General features: G+C 45.8%; 20 protein-coding genes and 1 pseudogene. 10 read left to right on the top strand and 11 right to left on the bottom strand.

Translation table 11 applies throughout. The features are described from left to right. Positions 1 to 237 precede the first annotated feature (237 nt). A complete protein-coding gene (locus tag QFZ77_RS33195; RefSeq protein WP_307446841.1) occupies positions 238 to 1,479 on the bottom strand; it encodes a nitrate/nitrite transporter in 1,242 nt (413 codons plus the stop codon). Positions 1,480 to 1,934: 455 nt separating this feature from the next. Here QFZ77_RS33195 and QFZ77_RS33200 point away from each other — a divergent pair, with 455 nt between their 5' ends. Beyond that, positions 1,935 to 2,585 (top strand): ANTAR domain-containing response regulator, encoded by a 651-nt coding sequence (locus QFZ77_RS33200; protein WP_307446844.1) that lies wholly within the window; start codon positions 1,935 to 1,937, stop codon positions 2,583 to 2,585. Further along, on the top strand, positions 2,582 to 3,613 hold the full coding sequence (locus QFZ77_RS33205) for an anthranilate phosphoribosyltransferase (RefSeq protein ID WP_307446847.1): 1,032 nt from the start codon (positions 2,582 to 2,584) through the stop codon (positions 3,611 to 3,613). The genes QFZ77_RS33200 and QFZ77_RS33205 overlap by 4 nt, the downstream gene beginning before the upstream one ends. Before the next feature lie 37 nt (positions 3,614 to 3,650). Here the strand turns inward: QFZ77_RS33205 and QFZ77_RS33210 are convergent. The 4 genes and pseudogenes from QFZ77_RS33210 to QFZ77_RS33225 all read right to left on the bottom strand — a co-directional run. Beyond that, positions 3,651 to 3,869, bottom strand: a pseudogene (locus QFZ77_RS33210) (nitroreductase family protein); the annotation flags it as partial. A gap of 661 nt (positions 3,870 to 4,530) precedes the next feature. Beyond that, a complete protein-coding gene (locus QFZ77_RS33215) occupies positions 4,531 to 5,469 on the bottom strand; it encodes a glycosyltransferase family protein (protein ID WP_307446850.1) in 939 nt (312 codons plus the stop codon). Between the two features lie 213 nt (positions 5,470 to 5,682). Next, complete coding sequence (locus tag QFZ77_RS33220) at positions 5,683 to 6,441, bottom strand: peptidoglycan-binding protein (protein ID WP_307446853.1); 759 nt, start codon at positions 6,439 to 6,441, stop codon at positions 5,683 to 5,685. A gap of 367 nt (positions 6,442 to 6,808) precedes the next feature. Further along, positions 6,809 to 7,213 carry a hypothetical protein gene (locus tag QFZ77_RS33225; RefSeq protein ID WP_307446856.1) on the bottom strand — a complete coding sequence of 135 codons (405 nt, stop codon included), beginning with the start codon at positions 7,211 to 7,213 and terminating at the stop codon, positions 6,809 to 6,811. Here QFZ77_RS33225 and QFZ77_RS33230 point away from each other — a divergent pair. Next, a complete protein-coding gene (locus tag QFZ77_RS33230; protein WP_483874779.1) occupies positions 7,196 to 7,753 on the top strand; it encodes an IclR family transcriptional regulator in 558 nt (185 codons plus the stop codon). The two genes, QFZ77_RS33225 and QFZ77_RS33230, sit on opposite strands and share 18 nt — an antisense overlap. 149 nt (positions 7,754 to 7,902) lie before the next feature. Further along, positions 7,903 to 8,892, top strand: coding sequence for a ketoacyl-ACP synthase III (locus tag QFZ77_RS33235; RefSeq protein ID WP_307446859.1), 990 nt, complete (start codon positions 7,903 to 7,905; stop codon positions 8,890 to 8,892). Here QFZ77_RS33235 and QFZ77_RS33240 read toward each other — a convergent pair. The 6 genes from QFZ77_RS33240 to QFZ77_RS33265 form a co-directional block, all read right to left on the bottom strand. Then, positions 8,872 to 9,156: a hypothetical protein gene (locus QFZ77_RS33240; RefSeq protein ID WP_307446862.1), complete on the bottom strand. Its 285-nt coding sequence runs from the start codon at positions 9,154 to 9,156 to the stop codon at positions 8,872 to 8,874. The two genes, QFZ77_RS33235 and QFZ77_RS33240, sit on opposite strands and share 21 nt — an antisense overlap. After that, positions 9,156 to 9,503, bottom strand: a complete 348-nt coding sequence (locus QFZ77_RS33245) for an alpha-helical endospore appendage domain-containing protein (RefSeq protein ID WP_307446866.1) — start codon at positions 9,501 to 9,503, stop codon at positions 9,156 to 9,158. Before QFZ77_RS33245 ends, QFZ77_RS33240 begins: the two co-directional genes overlap by 1 nt. A gap of 11 nt (positions 9,504 to 9,514) precedes the next feature. Beyond that, on the bottom strand, positions 9,515 to 9,805 hold the full coding sequence (locus QFZ77_RS33250; RefSeq protein WP_307446869.1) for a nucleoside-diphosphate sugar epimerase: 291 nt from the start codon (positions 9,803 to 9,805) through the stop codon (positions 9,515 to 9,517). A gap of 85 nt (positions 9,806 to 9,890) precedes the next feature. Further along, positions 9,891 to 10,619 carry a glycosyltransferase family 2 protein gene (locus QFZ77_RS33255; RefSeq protein ID WP_307446873.1) on the bottom strand — a complete coding sequence of 243 codons (729 nt, stop codon included), beginning with the start codon at positions 10,617 to 10,619 and terminating at the stop codon, positions 9,891 to 9,893. Between the two features lie 6 nt (positions 10,620 to 10,625). Next, entirely contained in the window at positions 10,626 to 11,723 is a 1,098-nt protein-coding gene (locus QFZ77_RS33260) for a glycosyltransferase family 2 protein (RefSeq protein WP_307446877.1), read from the bottom strand. 4 nt (positions 11,724 to 11,727) lie between these two features. Further along, positions 11,728 to 12,522 carry a glycosyltransferase family 2 protein gene (locus QFZ77_RS33265; RefSeq protein ID WP_307446880.1) on the bottom strand — a complete coding sequence of 265 codons (795 nt, stop codon included), beginning with the start codon at positions 12,520 to 12,522 and terminating at the stop codon, positions 11,728 to 11,730. An 849-nt stretch (positions 12,523 to 13,371) separates the two neighbouring features. Between QFZ77_RS33265 and QFZ77_RS33270 the strand changes: the two genes are divergently transcribed. The 6 genes from QFZ77_RS33270 to QFZ77_RS33295 all read left to right on the top strand — a co-directional run bounded on the left by QFZ77_RS33270 (position 13,372) and on the right by QFZ77_RS33295 (position 18,705). Continuing rightward, complete coding sequence (locus QFZ77_RS33270; protein WP_307446883.1) at positions 13,372 to 14,358, top strand: polysaccharide biosynthesis protein; 987 nt, start codon at positions 13,372 to 13,374, stop codon at positions 14,356 to 14,358. Further along, entirely contained in the window at positions 14,355 to 15,221 is an 867-nt protein-coding gene (locus QFZ77_RS33275) for a dTDP-4-dehydrorhamnose reductase family protein (RefSeq protein ID WP_307446887.1), read from the top strand. Before QFZ77_RS33270 ends, QFZ77_RS33275 begins: the two co-directional genes overlap by 4 nt. Next, positions 15,218 to 16,213: an NAD-dependent epimerase/dehydratase family protein gene (locus QFZ77_RS33280; RefSeq protein WP_307446889.1), complete on the top strand. Its 996-nt coding sequence runs from the start codon at positions 15,218 to 15,220 to the stop codon at positions 16,211 to 16,213. The genes QFZ77_RS33275 and QFZ77_RS33280 overlap by 4 nt, the downstream gene beginning before the upstream one ends. A gap of 24 nt (positions 16,214 to 16,237) precedes the next feature. Further along, entirely contained in the window at positions 16,238 to 16,963 is a 726-nt protein-coding gene (locus QFZ77_RS33285) for a glycosyltransferase (RefSeq protein WP_307446891.1), read from the top strand. Between the two features lie 26 nt (positions 16,964 to 16,989). After that, on the top strand, positions 16,990 to 17,568 hold the full coding sequence (locus QFZ77_RS33290; RefSeq protein WP_307446894.1) for a hypothetical protein: 579 nt from the start codon (positions 16,990 to 16,992) through the stop codon (positions 17,566 to 17,568). Between the two features lie 411 nt (positions 17,569 to 17,979). Then, on the top strand, positions 17,980 to 18,705 hold the full coding sequence (locus QFZ77_RS33295; protein ID WP_307446896.1) for a glycosyltransferase: 726 nt from the start codon (positions 17,980 to 17,982) through the stop codon (positions 18,703 to 18,705). Positions 18,706 to 19,007: the final 302 nt, after the last annotated feature.

Consider the following 19,007-nt stretch of genomic DNA (forward strand, 5'->3'; position numbering starts at 1 on the left):
TCTATATCCCATTTTTCTTATCCACATCCGATTAAAAAGGGCCATTCGGGAGCTACGATTAAAACATGCGCCCCCAAATGACAAAATTGGGATATGGAGCTTGAGTAGTCCAATCTGAACTACCAAAGACGGTAAGTCGTAAACGTCTTTGCGCATGCAGCCTGACAATCAAGCTGCATGCGCAAAAGCATTTAATTATATGCCGCTGGCCATAAGACCAGCGGCTTGAACTTTTACTTAAGCATGGATACTATCCATTGAAGCTGGAGCTACCTTCACTTTGCCGCCTTCGCCGATCCAAGTTCGCTTCCATTGACCTTGTACTATGGCAATCAACAAGAGACATGTAATCGCAATTGCACTTAGAATTAGGAACCCTGGAGTGAATGAGCCTGTCGATAGTTTCAGATTACCGAGAATCTTGGGTAAGAAGTAACCGCCCAAACCACCTGCGGCTCCTACGATTCCAGTTATAACACCAAGTTCCGTCTTGAAACGCTGCGGAACGAGTTGGAAAACGGATCCGTTCCCCATACCGAAAGCCATCATAGCAATGAATAGCATGACTGTTGTCAAAGAAAGTGATGGAAGTGTGGAAATACCAGCCATCATCAAAGCCACCACGCCGTATAAACCCATTAACATCCGAATGCCGCCTACTTTGTCTGCAAGCCATCCGCCTACCGGACGGAAGAAGCTCCCGCCAATCACGCATATTGTTGTAAAGTCCGCGGCTTTAACTGGAGCTAAGCCGTATTGTGTATTAAAGAAGATGGTCAAGTACGATGCCATTCCAACGAAACCACCAAAGGTTACACTGTACAAAATACAGAACAACCAGGAATCTTTCTGTTTCAATACCTTGCCGTACTCCTTAATCGTTTTCGGTGCTGGTTTATTCGGGCTATCCTTTGCCAGTACACTAAAGACGATTAATGTTAATGCAATCGGAATCATCGCAATGCCGAAAACAACATGCCAATCTCCATAATGCTGCGCTATTCGGTTTGCAAATAAGGTAGCAAAGATCGTTCCGCTGTTACCTGCCCCTGCAATCCCCATCGCTAAACCTTGATACTGTGGCGGGTACCAACTGCTGGCAAGTGGTAATGCTGCCGCAAAACTTGCCCCTGCAATACCAAGCATCAGAGCAACGAAGTACATATCACCCATTGTGTCTGCAAACTGCCATCCCCAGAATAATGGTACTAAAGTTAACGTTAGTCCGATTTGTCCTGTAAGCTTAGGACCTATCTTATCTGTCAAAACACCCAACACCAGTCGAAGCACCGCTCCCCCTAAGGTAGGTAAAGCAACGAGATTCGCCTTTTCAGCAGCATCCAGATGAAAATCATTCGCGAGAATAACCGCCAGCGGCCCAAGAAGTACCCAAACCATGAAGCTCATGTCGAAATACAAGAATGAACTGAACAATGACCCTTTGTGCCCCACTTGCATGAAACTTTTCCGATCAACCATGATTTCCCTCTCCTTTTGTGAGGCTTTTCGCCTTCTTTTTTCCTACCCAGATGTGTTGCTCTTTGACAGAAAAGGCCGATAAACATACCCCAACATGTGTGGGATGCTTATCGGCCTCTTTGCCACTGCTGTCACATCATCGTGAACAGCATGTTAGATGATTTTCAGTAAATAGAACATAAATAGCCTATCCGATTACGTATTTGTAAGGGGATAGGCGCCATTGCCTTCGTTAGTGGCACATCATTGTGCCGATTTCTAACTTGATTATAGTACCACAATTGATAGATGTCAATAAACATAACACAAAAAAATTTCATGTGAGATTTCTATAATATATCGACAAATTTTAGATACATATGCTATAGTAATGCCGTATAATAAATCATTTTACCAAGAAAACCTTACATGAAGTTGCCATTGGAAAAAAGCTACCCACGATAGGAGGTATTCAAATGTTACAATCATTTATACTGATCGACGAGTTTAAACAAACTCGCTCAGCTACCTCCTCCTCGTCGTCGACTACCGCACTGAATGTTACGGATAATGAAAAGGAATCCTTGCCTGAAGAGATACTGAAGGATTTGGGATTTCGTATATATGTAGCATCTAATGTAAAAGAAATTTCATTTATGATTCCCAAAGTCGATGCGGTATTATTATCAGTAGGCCCTGATCAAGTAGAGCCATGGCGCTCGCGTGTGCTTGCTCATCGCAGCCTTCCCCTATTCTGGTGGTGTGATGCTCGCACTTTTCCTTCTAATGAATGTAAAATGGACGCGGGTATTGATGGTTTAATCGGTTCTGCGATGAGTCCTCTAGAAATTCACTGTGCGCTGCTCCTTGGTGTGAATCATTATTTCCAACGAACCGAATGGCAGCAAGAGCGCGAACAGCTTCACTCTAAACTTGAAGAGCGCAAATGGGTCGATCAGGCTAAGCGGATCTTATGTGAAATCAAGGGTATCTCTGAAGCAGAGGCTTACGATTTCTTGCGTAAACAAGCCATGAATGAACGTAAACGTATGGTAGACGTCGCTACCTCCATCGTCAAGGTGTATCAAATACTAAAGGATCAGAACCAAGGAGGCCGCAAACGATGATATCCTTATTAAAAGAAGTAGGCCGCGGAAAGCGCGGAGCCAGAGATCTTACTTATGAAGAGGCTTCCCAAGCAGCGGAGCTCATACTAACCGGAGCGGCTACACAAGCTCAAATGGGTGCTTTTCTCGTTGCAGAACGCATCAAAATGGAATCCCCCGAAGAGATAAAGGCCTTCATCGATGCCTTGCGCCAGCGTATCCATACCTATCCAATACCCGGCAGCATGGATTGCGCCGGACCTTATGATGGACGCACCCGCTCGTTCATCGCGACTTTACCGACCGCTTTCGTTCTCGCGGCCTGCGGACTTCCCACTACGCTGCACGGCAGTCCGAGCATGCCGCCCAAATGGGGCATCACGCTGTCTGATGTGCTAGCGGCACTTGATGTACCCGCGCTTGACGCGTCACGTGAAGCGCTCGTATCAGCTGCAGCGCGAACAGGCTTCCTGTTCGCACCAACGGAGAGCTGGTGTGTACCGCTCGGCGAGCTGCGCGAACTTCGCAAGGAACTAGGTCTGCGGACCGTGTTCAACACAGCAGAGAAACTGCTGCGCTTTACGGAAGCACCCTTCATGGCTGTCGGTGTGTTTCACGGTACTGTGTTCGAGAAAATCACCAATTTATTAATGGAATTGGGCGTCTCTCGCGGCATTGTTGTGCAGGGCATGGAAGGCTCCGAAGACCTTTCCGTAAACAAGCGCACACGGACATACCTAATTAAAGAAGGCGCCAGTGAATTATTCATTGTTGATCCTGAGATTTACGAATTAATGGTCGAGGTGCCGGAGATTGAATGGACCGCTCAGCTGCAAGGAGAAACTGCATTAGCCGTTCTTCGCGGAGAAGCCGAACTTCCTTACTTGAATATGGTACTACTCAACAGTGCCGTACGATTGTGGGTTTCTCAGAAAGCTGGGTCCATAGAGGAAGGTATTTATTTAGCCCGGCACGCCATTGAACGAGGCGCTGCTCTGCAGAAATATACGGAGTGGACAGAAGCGATTAAGCCGGTATCTGCCACCTAATATAAAAGAGCCCTTGGGGGCTCTTTTTTTTATGTACTCATTTTATAACCGTCAAACGTTCGCTGGCCGGTATGCGTTTTTGTCCAGGCGGAATTTTTCCAGGGTAGCCGACATGCAAACTGCCAATAATTTTCTCCCCAGGCTTTACGCCGAAAGCTTCGCGGAACGCTTCCATATGCAGCAGTGGATAGGTGTCCCACACCATGCCAATCCCATGCTCCCAGGCAAGCAGGCTGAAATTGTGAATCAGACAGCTCGTCGATGCATAGTCTCATAGTCCTCATATTCGATAATGATTATCATTGTCAATTATGATAGGGGCGTTTTCTAGTAATTATTCGTTTAACCCACGTTTCATCCTTCTCATTATTAATGAATGACAAAAACGTTCGTGTACTTAAAATACCTAACCAAGTAAAGAATAAGCCGAAAACAAGTGTAGCTGTGATGTAACCGAAAAGACTTAAATAATGATGTTTCAATATAAATTCAAAATTGTTTAAACCCCTTAACCAACCGCTAAGGGGTTTCGTCATTAACCATTGTAATTCGTCAGTCGAAATTTTCTTAATATCCTAGTTGTCTCTAGGTACCTTGCTTATTTAAGTTCCATCAAAAAAATGACTCAAGTACAGAAGCCCTTGAATCAAACTGATTTCGTCCAGGTTTCTAGTTCCATTTTCGATTTTCTATCTAAAGTCTTTAAGCGATTTTCGAAATTTTCTTTTGCCCATTCATATAGTTGTGTATCTAGATCATTCGCTTTTACTATTTGTTTAATGGTTTCCTTCGATATAGTTTCTTTTTTTGATTTTTTGGTATTTACATTTTCTTTTGTGTAATGAATGTTTTCAAATACTCTTTCGTTAATATCAGTCTTGATGGGGACGATACAATGATTCCAAGTATCATACTCGTTAACCAATACGCCCTAGAAATGCATTAATGTAAGAGACAAGTTGTTGTGCTCTTATCGCAGTAGTATGATTGCTTCTTATAAAATGATAACCGTTTGTTGCTATTCGATTACGCTCTATTTCATTGTTTACATAGTATATAAACTTCTCATAAAAATTGTGTTCGTTAATCTCGACGAAGTGCTCACCAGGATTAAAACCTAGTTCCGTTAAATCTGAGCATGTGTCTGCTAGAAGTAAAGTTCGACTACCTAATGTTTCAAAATATTTTAAAAGTGGATATTTGAGCAAGGAGCAACAATTAAAAAATATTTTTGATTGATTAATTAATCTGGAGTATTCTTCACCTTCTATCCATGAAACTTTGGAAGAATTTTGGTCATATGGATGAACAAAGTAGACGAAGCCAGGATGACCATTCATTTTTTGTAATATTTTTTTGCGTAAAGAATAATAAGGCTGATTAACACGACCAATTAATAACGCATCTGTATCTTTAACCAAATTATAATCCTTAAATATTTCTGTATTTACATGGTGTGGGAGCCAGCGTAGTTTATCCGTAAATTCAGGATAGAGTCTTAGAAAACTATTTTTATATAATGGGAATATCAAGCTTATTTTGTTTTGATGCAAGTATTTCCTCCTAATATCTACATACGAATCTACATCGTGTGGCAAATAGCCAATAGGAATATTTACTTTTTCTAGACCTTTCATGCTCCATTGATGATGATCATTAACGAACTCGTTTATTATAATAAAATCCGGCTTGAATGGACACATATCTACTATATCATCTAGCTTTATGGTCGGATTATACTGTGTAGGAGTTAAGAGCACACAATTGGTTAGTTTTTTTAATTCATTCCATAGATATACCGAATTCTTATAATAGGAGTGTGAGAAATCATAGTCTAAAACTAATATATTTAACATCAATATGCCTCCTTATAGGCTGTAATGGAGAGGTAATTAATACAGCATAAATCTACTATACTGTATTCAAAATAAAACAATAAGTGCTACGCATTTTCTCTATCTTTCCACCAATAACAGCCTGAGAAATAACCAATCCATATGGGACTCTGGATGTACATGAAAAAAGCCTCTCACCCTTCGTTCAGGCAGAGGCTTGTATTGATTCTCTTCTTATTTCCCGATAAACTGCTGGGTAAACATTTTACCGCAAGGACCGCCGTTCACGATGCCAATCCCAATATGGGTGTAATCTTTGCTTAATATATTCGCTTTGTGGCCCGGAGAATTCATCAGTGCCTCATGAGCGGCTTGCACGCTTTGATTGCAGGCAATATTCTCCCCCGCCGCATTATACGTAATGCCGAATTTCTCCATCATATCGAATGGTGAGCCATACGTCGGTGAATCATGGGAGAAGTAGTTGTTATCGACCATATCTTGGCTTTTTAGTCGAGCCGTTTTGGTAAGCTGTAGGTCAACAGCCAGTGGGGAAAGTCCTACTGCAGCACGCTCCTTATTAACCAACTCCAGCATTTGCTGCTCCTCCACCGTTAATTCCGTAGTCGGTGGGACTTGCGGTTTAGGTGTAGGCTTAGGTGTAGTTGGTGTTGGTATTGGTGTCTGCTTCTTGGCAATTTTTAAATTACCGTAAGCCCACAGGATGGATTGCAGCGTTTGATCATCTACATTCCCGGTCACAGGAAGACCATATCTGCTTTGAAACGCTTTAACACCAGATTGTGTTTGATTACCATAGTAGCCTGTAATAGGTCCGCTATAGTAGCCAAGGGACTTCAGCATCCCTTGCACCGCATAGACATCAGGTCCCTTAGCCCCTTTACCATAGGCAAAAGCGGTGGTTGTGGATGAGCAGAACAATGCGATACAGATTAGAATAATCCAGACATGCTTTTTTTTACCCTGTAACATGCGTTTACGTTCACTCCCCGTCATCAGCATCATTCGTCGCACAGTGGACGATAGCATTAGAATGACCAAATTCACGACTATTATCCATAATAATGAAATATGCTTTGGATGCCGTTTCAAGGTAATGGGAGAACCAACTCAAAGCCCGGCAAACCCGCGTGGTTATGCCTTTCGCGCATTAAAAAGGGGTAACCTCTCGGTCACCCCAAAACTTATAAATGCATATATGTCAAAATAAACGGCTTAGGCATCACTCCAAAATTCAATTTTAGAGTCATTCAGCTTTCGTGAGGTAGATGGGCTAAGCGAGAATAGGAATTCATTCATCCGGAACCTGAAAAGAGCCTATATGACGATGGATTCCGATTTAAGAAGGCGTATTAATTCGCAGCGGAATCGGGCCGTTCGTTCCCTCAATGTTCTTGTAAGCGTTCGCAATTTCAGTCTGAGTGATTTCCTCGTTCTTCCATCCCATCATGGCCCTCATCGTTTTAACGAAATTCGGTATATCGGAAGGATCGAGATTCGGCCTCTTAGCCGATGCCATAGCCCCCGCCTGTTGCTGCTGACACGGTACACTCGCGGGTCTAATTGGCCCGCGGCATCCGAATCGGGAATCGGTTTGATGGAACAGTAATTTGAAAACAATAATCGGAGAGGGGCTTACATCAACTCGTGCCGAATACAAATCCGCAAATACGAAGGGTTTGTCTTCCAAGATCCAATCACTCATAAATACAGGCTCGGTCAGCGAATCGTTTCGCTTTACCACGTTACGGTCACATCCTATTGGGACTTATCGGAAGCGGCAAGCCCTATTATACAACGTCTCGCCCGCGAAACTTCTGAAGCACTCCGTGTAGCCGTTTTAGAAGAAAACGAAATCGCATACATCCATCAAGTAGAGGGTACAAAAAAGGAAGATGTCGGCTCCTACGTAGGAGGAAGAAATCCCGTCCATTGTACGAGTTCCGGTAAAATGCTGTTGGCCTTTCAAAATGAGCTTGAACAGAACAAAATAGTGAACAGCCCCCTTATCAAATATACACCCAGGACCATTACCGACCCGACCGAGTTGAAAGAGCAGCTTAAACATATACGTAAACAAGATTATTGCATCTGTATCGGGGAATTCATCGAAAATATGGTCTCCATCTCATCTCCCATTCGGGACTCGGCCGGTCAGGTCATATCCGCACTTACTTTAATTGCTCCGACGCATCGTATAGATGAGAACCAAATCGTCTCGTATACCAATAAAGTCGTAAAGACAGCGAAAGAGATATCGCGTCAGTTCGGTTTTCTGAAATGATCTGGTAAATGTCCTATATTATGAAGAGTTATCTCCTGCTGCGTTTTTTTATCCCGCTCATCATTGACTTTACCCTGAGTATCCGATAAAGTATACTTATATTTAGTACCTAGTACTAACATCAGATACTAATAAGGAGTGAATCATTGATGTCAACCGCTTCCCCTTTGCAAGCTAGAGTCACAGCAATCGGCAGCTACGTGCCGGATCGCATACTAAGCAACGCGGATCTCCAAGGTATGGTAGATACGAATGATGAATGGATCGTTCAACGCACAGGGATTCGGGAACGTAGAATTGCAGCCGCGAATGAGTTCACAAGTCATTTATGTATAGCAGCCGTACAAAATATGCTCACTAGATATCAGACATCACTGAGCGATGTTGATTTAATCATTGTCGCTACCCATACACCGGATCTGCCTTCCACTCCAGTCGCTTGCCAGATTCAAGCCCATTTCGACATCCCTGAATCTGGCGCCTATGACCTCAATGCCACCTGCTCCGGGTTCGCTTATGCCCTGCATACAGCAAGCAGCCTTGTCGCTGCGGGGGTACACCGTAAGGTTCTCGTCGTCGGCGGGGATTCCGTATCCAAAATCACAGACTACACGGACCGTTCCACCTGCATTCTTTTTGGTGATGGTGCCGGAGCCGTGATGGTTGAAAGAGAGGAAGAAAATCCTGCTTTCCTTGCTCACCATCTTGGATCGGACGGTACAGGCGGCAAGCACGTATACCGAACCGGACTTGCCTCAGAATTGAACGGAACGCCATTAACGGGTGAAGGCAAGCTCGTCCAGAACGGCCGCGAGGTGTACAAATATGCCGTAACGACTGTTCCGCAAGGAATCGATAAGCTGCTCACAAAAAGCCGTTTACCACATACGGCAATTGATTGGTTCATTCCTCATAGCGCTAACCTTCGGATTATTGAGTCTATCTGTGAAAAGAGCGGTATCCCATTCGAAAAAGCGCTGTACAGCCTGGAATACTACGGCAATACATCCGCGGCTTCCATTCCTCTTGCTCTGGATTTGGGCATAAAAGCGGGTAAGGTAAAGGTCGGTGATACGCTGCTGCTTTTTGGTTTTGGCGGAGGTCTTACTCACGCGGGTTTAATCATGCGTTGGGGATGATCCGCGAGCGACATTCTTGCTGATCCACGGCTTGCCGGGTGTTCCTAACCGGCGTTGACGTGGACTTTGTCTCGTTATTTTCTGAATCATCGAACGCTGGTATTCACTTATCGTCTTGAGATTCTCAGCCATATGGACAGCAAGCTGCTCGGAGACCGCTACTTGATCCGCGATCGTCTCTATGATTCGGCATAAGGCTCGCTGGCTTCTAGCCAGCGAGGTTAACATATGCAATTCAATTCTCTCACGATTCGATGCTTTCATTATTTCTCATCCTCACCAAACGAAAATAAGTTACCCATTCCGTTCGAACCGTCTCCCCCCGCTCCTGCTCCCGATTCATTTTGTCTAAGAAGAGCCTGCATATGTCGGTTTAAGGAGTTCTCCATCTTCGTCAAGCCATCGATGAGCTCAATCACATACTCATGAATCTCTCCGGATTGTTTCATCTGATGTTCATGCCCCTCTAAATTCGTTGAGTTAATATGATGGCAAATCCAGTTGCGCGATTTCTCTGCTTCTACAACTCTAGCTTCCAACATCAAAGCTATTTCTTGCTGCAGCTTTGCTGTAGCATCCAACATTTTCAAATACAGATCATTTCTATTCAAGGCGTATCCCTCTATTCTTCATCTTCAGGGTCTTTCATTTCTTTCATGACAATTTCCGTTTGCTGCGCGATTGCCTCTTCCAAATTAGCTAAGCTATTTAAATAAGCCGTTATATTCTTAGTTAGTTGTAATGCTTGCTCCTGCAGCATGCCTATGCCATCGAAATTAGGATGCGAGTCAGGTATATCGTTGGCAATGGTGGCCATTTGTGTCGAAACACTTCGATGCGTCTCCAAGATTCTAGACATCTCACGATGCGATGCTGCAATGTGAGAAATAATCTTTGTCACTCGCTGTTCCAATCTCTTTCGCCTCCAACTCCACTTTTTCACTCTAAGTTATGCAGCAATGCAGAGAACGGTGACTCCAGAAGCTTCACGCCCGGCCTTATATGAAGCTGTGCGGGTCAACGCCCCATTTATCAATAAACTTCTGGCGATTTTGCTGCAGCAGCCCTTGCACAGCCTCTTGACCCTTTTTGCTAAAGCTTGAACTGCCATGATGGAAGATGAAGCAATCCCCTGTTATAAGCAATCGATATCCTGCAAGCCGAGCCCGATAGCATAAATCATCGTCTTCGAAGTGCCCCGGGGAGAATCTTTCGTCCATAAAGCCGACTTTATCTAACAATTCCCTTTTGAAAAGTAAGCAAATCCCGACCAAGCGTTCTGTTTCCTGCCATAAAGAAGTATCCACATTGTTATATTTCGCTGCCATGTCGGCTATGTTCGTAAATGGTTCCTGAATCTGCTGTTTACCGCTCGCATAATTCGTCACAGGACCTACCATACCTATGTCCTCACTGCTGTATAAACAGCTCAGCAGGTTATCCAACCAATTCGGAGTCACGATGGTATCGTTATTGAGCAGCATCAAGGTATTTCCAGTCGCAATTTGAAGGCCATAATTACAAGCAGCGGGGAAGCCGCGATTCGTTGGAATTGAAACCAGCTTCAATCGCTCTCTATAGCAGTACTCCAGGGTTCCATCCTGTGATCCATTATCAACTACGATAATTTCAAATGGAACAGAAGTATGGCTGCGAATTGATGCTACACACTCTTTTAGCAAGGTAAGGCCATTGAAAGTTGGAATCACGATACTGGTTACCTGCATGCCCCTTCACCTCTCCAGAAATCCCCTTTTTCTAATGATATCAGGAAACACGATTCGCTCACCTTTCAACTTCATCGCAAGCTGCAGCGCCTCTACATGATCGCCAATAATCAAACGGGCAACCGGGTTGTTTTCCCCTTTATTGTGACTTCGGATTTTGTTCATAGATATGACGTTAACACTTGTTGGCGCAGTAATTCGTAATCCAATCAGAATCGCGTTTACCTGTGCTTTGGGTGGAACCATTAACTCGGAACATCCGATCTGCTTCAGCGCATTCCTTGATAGAGCATGAGGAACTGCCGTGAGCGAGTTCGCATTCAATTCTGGTCTATTCAACGTTATGTTAAGAAACCGCTTCATCACGGTTACGGAATCCCAGAGTGAAAATGTAGGTAAATATGGTGTTATGTTGTTTAGAGCAAGATCTGAGCCACGTTCAACATCATAGATAAAAGGAATAAGTTTCTCGGCCTGCACGACAAAATCTCCATCCAAAAAGAGCAAAATATCCGAATGCGACAGTTTGGCACCTATCGATCTCCCGACATCATGGCCCAATGGATCGGGGAAGTGAACGATGAGAGCATGCGAGTGCGCTCTTACTTTCTCTAAGGTGCGATCACTCGAGCCATTCACAATAATAATGATCTCATCTAATGGTAATCGATTCAGCTGCTCTATCACCTTCACGATGGTGTGCTCTTCATTCATCACACTCACAATAACGCCAACGGAACGGGCTGTTGGCATGAGTACCCAATTGGGTACATGCAATTTAGCAGCTTTACAGTAGCCATGCACATACCCTTTTGACGCTGCTTCATAGCTTAGTTCGTTGGTAGCGAGCAATTGAGAATTAGCCCTGTGCACCCAAAGGTTATTGAGTGCTTTCTTTTGGTAAGCCTCCTTCGTAATATCGTGTTCGCGTGCATCTTGTTTACCCGCCCGCGATCCCCAATTTCTCCAGTATAATTGGGTTCTTGTTAGGGAAGGAGTGTGTTTAGCGGGGGAACGGAGCACGGATTTCTTAAGCTGGGTTCGTTCTTTTTTCACTACCAGTGACAAGGGTTGAGGGTTTGGTTTCTTGATGCTTAGCTTCATGTGATCACCTCATCATTTCTCTAATACGCAATTGGTCATGCATACTCGCTCTTTCATCAGAGGCTTGGATCAGCCACCCAATGGCTTCCAAATGATCGCCGATAATTAGATCACCTACAGGATCTACATCTTTAACCCTACTTCGGATGCGATTTCTGAGCCCGACTTGGATAAGCTGCGCTGCCTTTATATGAAGTCCGCGTTGTACAGCTATTGCCTGAGCCAGAGGTGGAACAGCTAAATTCTCAGCTCCAATGATGTCGAGCGCTTTGCGACTAATTGCGTGTGGGATCGTCGTCATGGAGGCGCCTTGTAAGTCTGGTCGGCCTAGTATCGCGTTAAGTGCGTGTTTGGCTAGAACGACCCTATGAACATTCGCTTTTGTTACGATTCCGTTATATTTATTTAATGCTACATCCACGCCTTGCTGCACAGCTCGGATCAGTGGGATCGTTTCCTTGGCAGATACAACAAAATCGGCATCAAGAAATAATAGAATATCCCCTTTAGCTTCCATCGCACCAATGCTTCTCCCAACATCATGTCCTAGCCGTTGACTAAACGAGATAACCCTTGCCCCTAATTGCGTCGCTACACGCTTACTACCATCCGTTGAACCATTATCAACCACTATAACTTCTGTTTGTGGATGCACGCGGAAAGCTTCCCGAATGACTTTGGCCAAGGTACGAGCTTCGTTGCAAACCGGAATGATGACCGATACTTTTGGCTGATGCTGATGCAAGGTGACGGAGGAGATTAGCTGCTTCCGTTTCCGCTGAATACGCTGGTTACTCAATTCGTCCTCAACTCCTGTCCATGGCGGAATGCCTGCTTTATATATTCTATGATTGCAACAGAAAGGGGACAGGGCAGAAGCCGTACTAGTAGAAAACAGGCATTTGTACAGCCTATCCCTGACTAGTCCCAAGTAGAATAAATAGAAGATGAAGTAAGCCCATTTGTTCAACCTTGAATCCAGTTTATAATTTGTACGAATGAACAGGGGTAAATGTCGTGCCGATACGATTGCCCCACTAATATATTATAGTGACCTATGACATTGAATTAAAACGGAGGTTAGCACCCCTCCCTGTCCGTTAGCAGGCGGGCAAGCGATGTGTCATCCGAAGAGCATGCTATTTTCCCTGTATATAGTAAACAAAAAATAACAAGTGTGTAGAAATATTATTCCCACATCCTCAATACCTCATGGAAATATGAAATGGACTTGATTATGGTAGCGGGGTATCTCAACCGCCGCATCATCTACAGCATTCATCCCCGTATGAAATCCCGTACCGCCCAAATGAAAGCTTCGGCATAGTATCATCATTGGAATTCCATGAACCTTTCGGCTCTTTCGACTTTGTTCAGTTGGAGAAGCACGCTTTGCGCGCTCAACCGACAACGGAACTGGAAAGGAGAAATGCTGTATTTTTCACGTTTCTACTATACTCCGAAACAGCACGAAAAGACCGAAGTCGATCGATTGCAGCAACGTTGTTATCGGTCAGAGGCGCAGCCCTTGCCGATGCTTGAAGTTTCATGTTGCATATGCCGAGCCTTACTCGGCAATACCCTCAAGGGATTTGGGTAAGGATATGTCGATCAAAGTCATTAAATATGTACTGGGAGGTAAATGACTATGTATAAAAATAGCACGATTTTAGTGACGGGAGGCACGGGGTCTTGGGGGCATGAGTTGGTCACGCAGCTTCTGAAGCATGACCCGAAGAAAATCATCATATATTCACGGAACGAGTCTGCACAAGTCGCTATGAAACGGGCTTTCGAGGATCAGCGGCTCAGCTTTTGCATTGGAGAAGTGCGTGATAAGGAAGCGTTAAGCCGGGCTTGCCGAGGCGTCGATTATTTGTTCCATCTGGCGGCGCTTAAGCACGTTCCAGTCTGTGAGGACCAGCCTTACGAGGCGCTGAAAACCAACGTGCTAGGTACGCAAAATGTCATTGAAGCCGCCATTGAAAATGGCGTTAAAAAAGTCATCAACATTTCTACAGACAAAGCAGCCAATCCTTCAAACTTCTACGGGATGACCAAATCGATCGGCGAGAAGCTGATCATTTATGCGAATTTGCTTAAGACTCCGACCAGATTCGTGTGCGTACGCGGGGGGAATGTTCTAGGTACGAACGGTAGTGTAATCCACTTGTTCAAGCAGCAAATTCGGGAAAAAGGCCAAATCGGTCTAACGCATAAAGATATGACTCGATTTTTCCTTACGCTTCAAGAAGCGATCGCCATGCTGCTGAGAGCGACAGCCGAGGGAAGCGGCGGAGAAACGTTCGTGATGAAAATGCCAACCTGCCGTATCCTAGATTTGGCTGAGGTTCTGATGGAATCCATGGGTAAAACCGAGGTAGAGGTGGTAGAGCTGGGGGTACGGCCTGGAGAGAAAATTCATGAGATTCTCTACTCAGAGTACGAAGCTCAAAACACGGTTGTTTTCAATGAAGAGTACTTAATTATCCTGCCGACGCTGGATATTCCTGGACTGAAGGAGAAGTATGCTGGATTCCCGCGGGTGGCCGCAGATGAATACACATCCGCCGAGGATTTGATGAACAAACAGCAAATTCGGGATCTTTTGGAAAAAGGCGGTTTTTTGACATGAGAATACTCGTTATCGGTGGAAACGGAATGGCCGGGCATATGCTTCTGCAGTATTTAACCAAACGTACAGATTATGAGGTATTCTATACGGTTCGTTCGACATCGGCCTCGGTATGTGAAGTTGTAAAGGCAGGCCGTGCTACACAGCTTTATTTGGATACGTTGGACGTTCCTGCGGTGAAAGAGACAATTCGACTTGTAAAACCTGATGTAATCGTGAACTGCGTGGGCATTCTTAATGATTTTGCCAGAGAGCATGCATTAGAAGCCTACCAGATCAACGGTAAGCTTCCGCATGAGCTTGCCAAGACCGTCGAAGCGTACGGAGGCCGGCTTGTGCATATCAGTTCGGACTGCGTCTATTCCGGGAATCGGGGAAACTACGAGGAACACCACATACCGGATGGGACTTCCGTATATGCCAAGACAAAGGCGCTCGGGGAAGTGAAGGCATATCCGCACATCACGGTGCGGACCTCTATTATAGGGCCGGAAATCCGCAAGGATGGCATTGGTCTTATGCATTGGTTTTTCCGTCAGCAAGGAGCGGTCAAAGGCTTTACTAAGGTACCATGGAACGGTGTAACGACCTTGGAACTTGTTAAATTTATTCATCATGCAATAGAACGGGGCCCGGAACTGCACGGTCTTGTGCATTTGACAGCCGCTGAGACGGTGAGCAAGTGCGAGCTGCTGCAGCTGTTTCAGCAAGTTTTCGGGAAGAAAGATGTCGTGATTGAGCCTGACGATGCAATTGTGTTAGACCGTACGCTGATATGCACGCGCAACGATCTCGGTTACCAAGCGCCGGGTTACGAGGCTATGCTCGGAGAGCTGCGCGATTGGATGTGTGCAGTACCATGACAAAGGGTCGGATCTTAATAACCGGTGCGAGCGGATTTACCGGCCGCCACGCATGCACGCACTTCGCTCGCCTTGGCTACGAGGTAGTTGCAGTGGTACGGCGGCCCGGCTCTCTCGAGCAGGACTTGGTGCGCGAGGTTGTCTGTAATCTCGCGCAACAAGCTGAAGTGCAACGGCTTCTTATGACGGAACGTCCACAGCTACTGCTGCACCTGGCCGGCCTTAACGCGGTGGCAGACTCGTGGGCGGAGCCGCTCGCGTACATGAGCGGCAATGTCATGTCGACCCTGTACCTCATCGACAGCTTGCGTGAACTCAGCCTGCATAGCTGCCGAGTGCTGGTGGCAGGCTCGATGCTGGGCCCCCGCTTCCAAGAGGATGATCAGCCACAGCCCTTGCATCCCTACAGCCTGAGCAAAACCGTACAGACGCTGGTCGCCCGTGCTTGGGGTCATCTTTTCCGACTACCTGTCATGATTGCCCAGCCTTCTAACTTGATCGGCCCAGGGCGGTCGAACGGCCTCTGCGGTCTCATCGGCGCGCACTTAGCTCATTTGGAGGTATCCGCAGCCGACGCGGGAACCGATTCTCTGGAACTAGCTCCCGCACCGTTTCGGCTCTCTTCCCTTACCGAAGCGCGCGATTTCATAGATGTGCGCGATGCGGTGCACGCCTACGAGCATATCCTTCACCTCGGAGAGCCAGGCCATGTCTACCCGATCGGCTCCGGACGGCTGCGCTCGCTAGGTGAGACGGCCGCCTGCTTCGAGTCGCGGGTAGCGGCTCCTGTCCGCTGGCTTATCGGTGCTGACGTACAAAATCCGGTGTCCTTGGTCCAGGAAATGGATGACGGGCTGATCATCGATCCACCGCCACCAGAAAAGCAGTCATCCGTCAATACGGCACCAATGCAGACGCTAGGCTGGTATCCATCCATCCCGTTCGAACAATCGGTCGAGGACATCTTGAATTACTTTCGGCGTAATAGTTGAATTTAAATAGAGGAGTGGGACCCTATGATGCCTAAAGTCTCGATCGTCATTCCGTTTTATAACGACTCCTATGTCGATCAAGCCATTACCAGCGCACTAGCACAAACTTATCCGAATGTGGAGATCATTGTGGTCGACGATGGCTCGACCCGATACGCAGAGAAGATAACCCCTTTCACAGGTCATGGTCGAAATGTCCATTACTTGGGCAAAGCCAATGGCGGGACAGCCAGCGCACTGAACCACGGCATTCGCATGGCATCAGGGGAATATATCGCATGGCTAAGCTCGGATGATTTGTTCTATCCGCATAAATTGATGATGCAAATGCAATACATGCTGGCAGCCAAAGCGAAAATAAGCTTTACGGCCTTTGATATGATTGATGAACATAACCGGATTACACAATCCGGCATAGCCGGACGGTTTCCGACGGTTCAGGCATTTTACAGAGCGATGCTTACTACGAATCCTATCAACGGATGTACGGTTATAGCGAGCCGTAATTTGTATCTGCAGATGGGACTATTTAACGAAGGTCTGACATACACGCACGATTACGACTTGTGGTTACGGATTATTTTGGCCAGGCACGATGTCGTCTTCCTGGATCAAGCGCTCATTAAATACCGCTGGCATTCCCAGATGGGAACGGTTAAGTATCGACCTGCGATCGATAACGAAATCCGTATGGTACAAAATGCACATACGCCGGCCATGCTGTCTTACTTATCTGAGCTTGGTGTTTAAGCTATGAAAGGCGGAGAATAAATCGAATGATACAAGAATCTGACCGTAAAGATGTTATGAATATCCTGTATCAGCTCGTCAACGGGCAGGCTTACAGCCTGCTTGATGTGGGCTGTGGGTTATTTTCCCACGTCGAAGGCTTCGAATGCCCGGTTATTGTCGGTGTTGATGCTCATAGACCTTATCTAGCCAACCGGGTCAACCGCTCACCGCACTTGATTCCGATTTGGGCGGACGCAACGCAATTGAACGCTTTTCTGATGCCCAAATCATTCTCGATGGCGCTGTTCAATGATTCGCTTGAGCATTTCTCCAAGCAGAACGGTTTGAAGCTCTTAGCCATGGCTGAGGAAATTGCCGTAAAACGGGTCATTGTCTTTACACCCCGAGGTTACTTTAAGCAGGCCGGGTACGATTACTACAACATGCAAGGGGAAACCCACCAGGAACATCGCAGCGGGTGGGAAGCGGAAGAGCTGGAGGAGCTCGGCTATCAAGTGCTTATTTTGAAGGGGCTGCACGATCGGACCAATCTATCTTTCGTTAAATCTTACGGGGTGGATCATCCGCCCATCGATGCCTTGATTGCTTGGAAAGATCTATGAATTATTATGCCTTTGAGTGACTTCAAAGTCCTTTGCCTGCAAGAAGGAGAGGTCCAACGGATGCTGGCGAAGCCGATAGGCTGCTAACATCCGGCTGGATCCATTCTTTTTCCCAGAAAGATCTGATCGATAACCGTACTTGGACGAGGTTGTAGTTCGGTTTCCATTTTTCTCATCGATACATAAAACGGAAGGAAATACAAAAATACTACCGAGAGCTGCAGCCAAAAAGGAGGTTCCGTATAGTTGGCATATCCCTTGCTATCAGCCCAGACGAACTGGAATGCTCCCGGCTCTAAATCATATAAACCCTAGAATTAGACGAATAGTCGGGGTACATCTACCGAGTCCAACAGGGTACCCACGCATAGAATAATATAAGTTAAATCTATTAAGGAGGTGTATGCACTTGTGCTTGCAAAAGTGACCATCGTAATTCCCTTTTACAATTGTAATTATGTTGGGCAAGCCGTACGCAGCGCTCTTAAGCAATCATATCCGAACAAAGAGGTTCTTGTTGTGGATGACGGCTCTGACAACAGGTATTTCAAAGAGCTTCGGCCTTTTTTAGGGGAAATCACATATATTCAAAAAAAAAACGGGGGTACAGCCAGCGCGTTAAACTTAGGTATTAAAAAGGCTTCCGGAAATTATATCACTTGGCTCAGTTCTGATGATTTATATGCCCCGGAGAAAGTCGAAAAACAAGTTTCATTTATGCAAAAGCATGGCGCGTTGTTCAGTTTTAGTAACTATTGTCTCATCAATGAGACTAATGAAGTCATAGCACGCGTTGTAGGACCCCGCTATCGTACAGTAATCGAGTTTTACCGTGACTTTTTAAAGGGAAATACCATCAACGGATGCACAGTCATGATGCATAAGCAAATTTTCAACGATGTGGGACTTTTTGACGAAGCTCTTCCTTTTACGCATGATTATGATCTGTGGCTTCGCATCATGCTTGCAAGACACGATTTGTATTATTTAGACGAATCATTAACGATGTACCGCTATCACTCCGAAATGGGTACACGTAAATATGGTGACAAGATTGCTAAAGAAATTGAAATCACCCGAGGCAAATATCAGCTTCGTTTGTCCAAGCTTATCGATCAAATCATCGGGGGTGAATAAGGATGAAATTTACAATTCCCGTATTAACGTTATGTCACGGCGGGGCCCAGCGGATGCTGGTCGAACTGGCGAACGGATTAACCCGCAGGGGCCATCAAGTTTGTCTGTTGATGCCATCCGGCAGTATCGTGGAGTACGAGATAGAGGCTCAGGTTCTGCATACCAACCAACACCGTTTTACGTGAAAGTGACTATCCCTACTCGGATGTTATTGTATCCAATTATTATTTAACTGTACCCTCGGCTCAAGCGGCCAGCAAGCTGGGGAAAGGCAAGCACATCCGGCTAAGCCTCTGTTACGA

Source organism: Paenibacillus sp. V4I3 (assembly GCF_030817215.1).
GTDB lineage: Bacteria > Bacillota > Bacilli > Paenibacillales > NBRC-103111 > Paenibacillus_E.

Bases quoted from the DNA above. Each gene is read 5' to 3' on its own strand.
- QFZ77_RS33270 (WP_307446883.1), top strand. From the start codon at position 13,372: ATGTATAAAAATAGCACGATTTTAGTGACGGGAGGCACGGGGTCTTGG.
- QFZ77_RS33255 (WP_307446873.1), bottom strand. From the start codon at position 10,619: ATGCAGGTAACCAGTATCGTGATTCCAACTTTCAATGGCCTTACCTTG.
- QFZ77_RS33260 (WP_307446877.1), bottom strand. From the start codon at position 11,723: ATGAAGCTAAGCATCAAGAAACCAAACCCTCAACCCTTGTCACTGGTA.
- QFZ77_RS33195 (WP_307446841.1), bottom strand. From the start codon at position 1,479: ATGGTTGATCGGAAAAGTTTCATGCAAGTGGGGCACAAAGGGTCATTG.
- QFZ77_RS33205 (WP_307446847.1), top strand. From the start codon at position 2,582: ATGATATCCTTATTAAAAGAAGTAGGCCGCGGAAAGCGCGGAGCCAGA.
- QFZ77_RS33285 (WP_307446891.1), top strand. From the start codon at position 16,238: ATGATGCCTAAAGTCTCGATCGTCATTCCGTTTTATAACGACTCCTAT.
- QFZ77_RS33235 (WP_307446859.1), top strand. From the start codon at position 7,903: ATGTCAACCGCTTCCCCTTTGCAAGCTAGAGTCACAGCAATCGGCAGC.
- QFZ77_RS33290 (WP_307446894.1), top strand. From the start codon at position 16,990: ATGATACAAGAATCTGACCGTAAAGATGTTATGAATATCCTGTATCAG.
- QFZ77_RS33200 (WP_307446844.1), top strand. From the start codon at position 1,935: ATGTTACAATCATTTATACTGATCGACGAGTTTAAACAAACTCGCTCA.
- QFZ77_RS33220 (WP_307446853.1), bottom strand. From the start codon at position 6,441: ATGTTACAGGGTAAAAAAAAGCATGTCTGGATTATTCTAATCTGTATC.
- QFZ77_RS33275 (WP_307446887.1), top strand. From the start codon at position 14,355: ATGAGAATACTCGTTATCGGTGGAAACGGAATGGCCGGGCATATGCTT.
- QFZ77_RS33215 (WP_307446850.1), bottom strand. From the start codon at position 5,469: ATGTTAAATATATTAGTTTTAGACTATGATTTCTCACACTCCTATTAT.
- QFZ77_RS33240 (WP_307446862.1), bottom strand. From the start codon at position 9,156: ATGAAAGCATCGAATCGTGAGAGAATTGAATTGCATATGTTAACCTCG.
- QFZ77_RS33280 (WP_307446889.1), top strand. From the start codon at position 15,218: ATGACAAAGGGTCGGATCTTAATAACCGGTGCGAGCGGATTTACCGGC.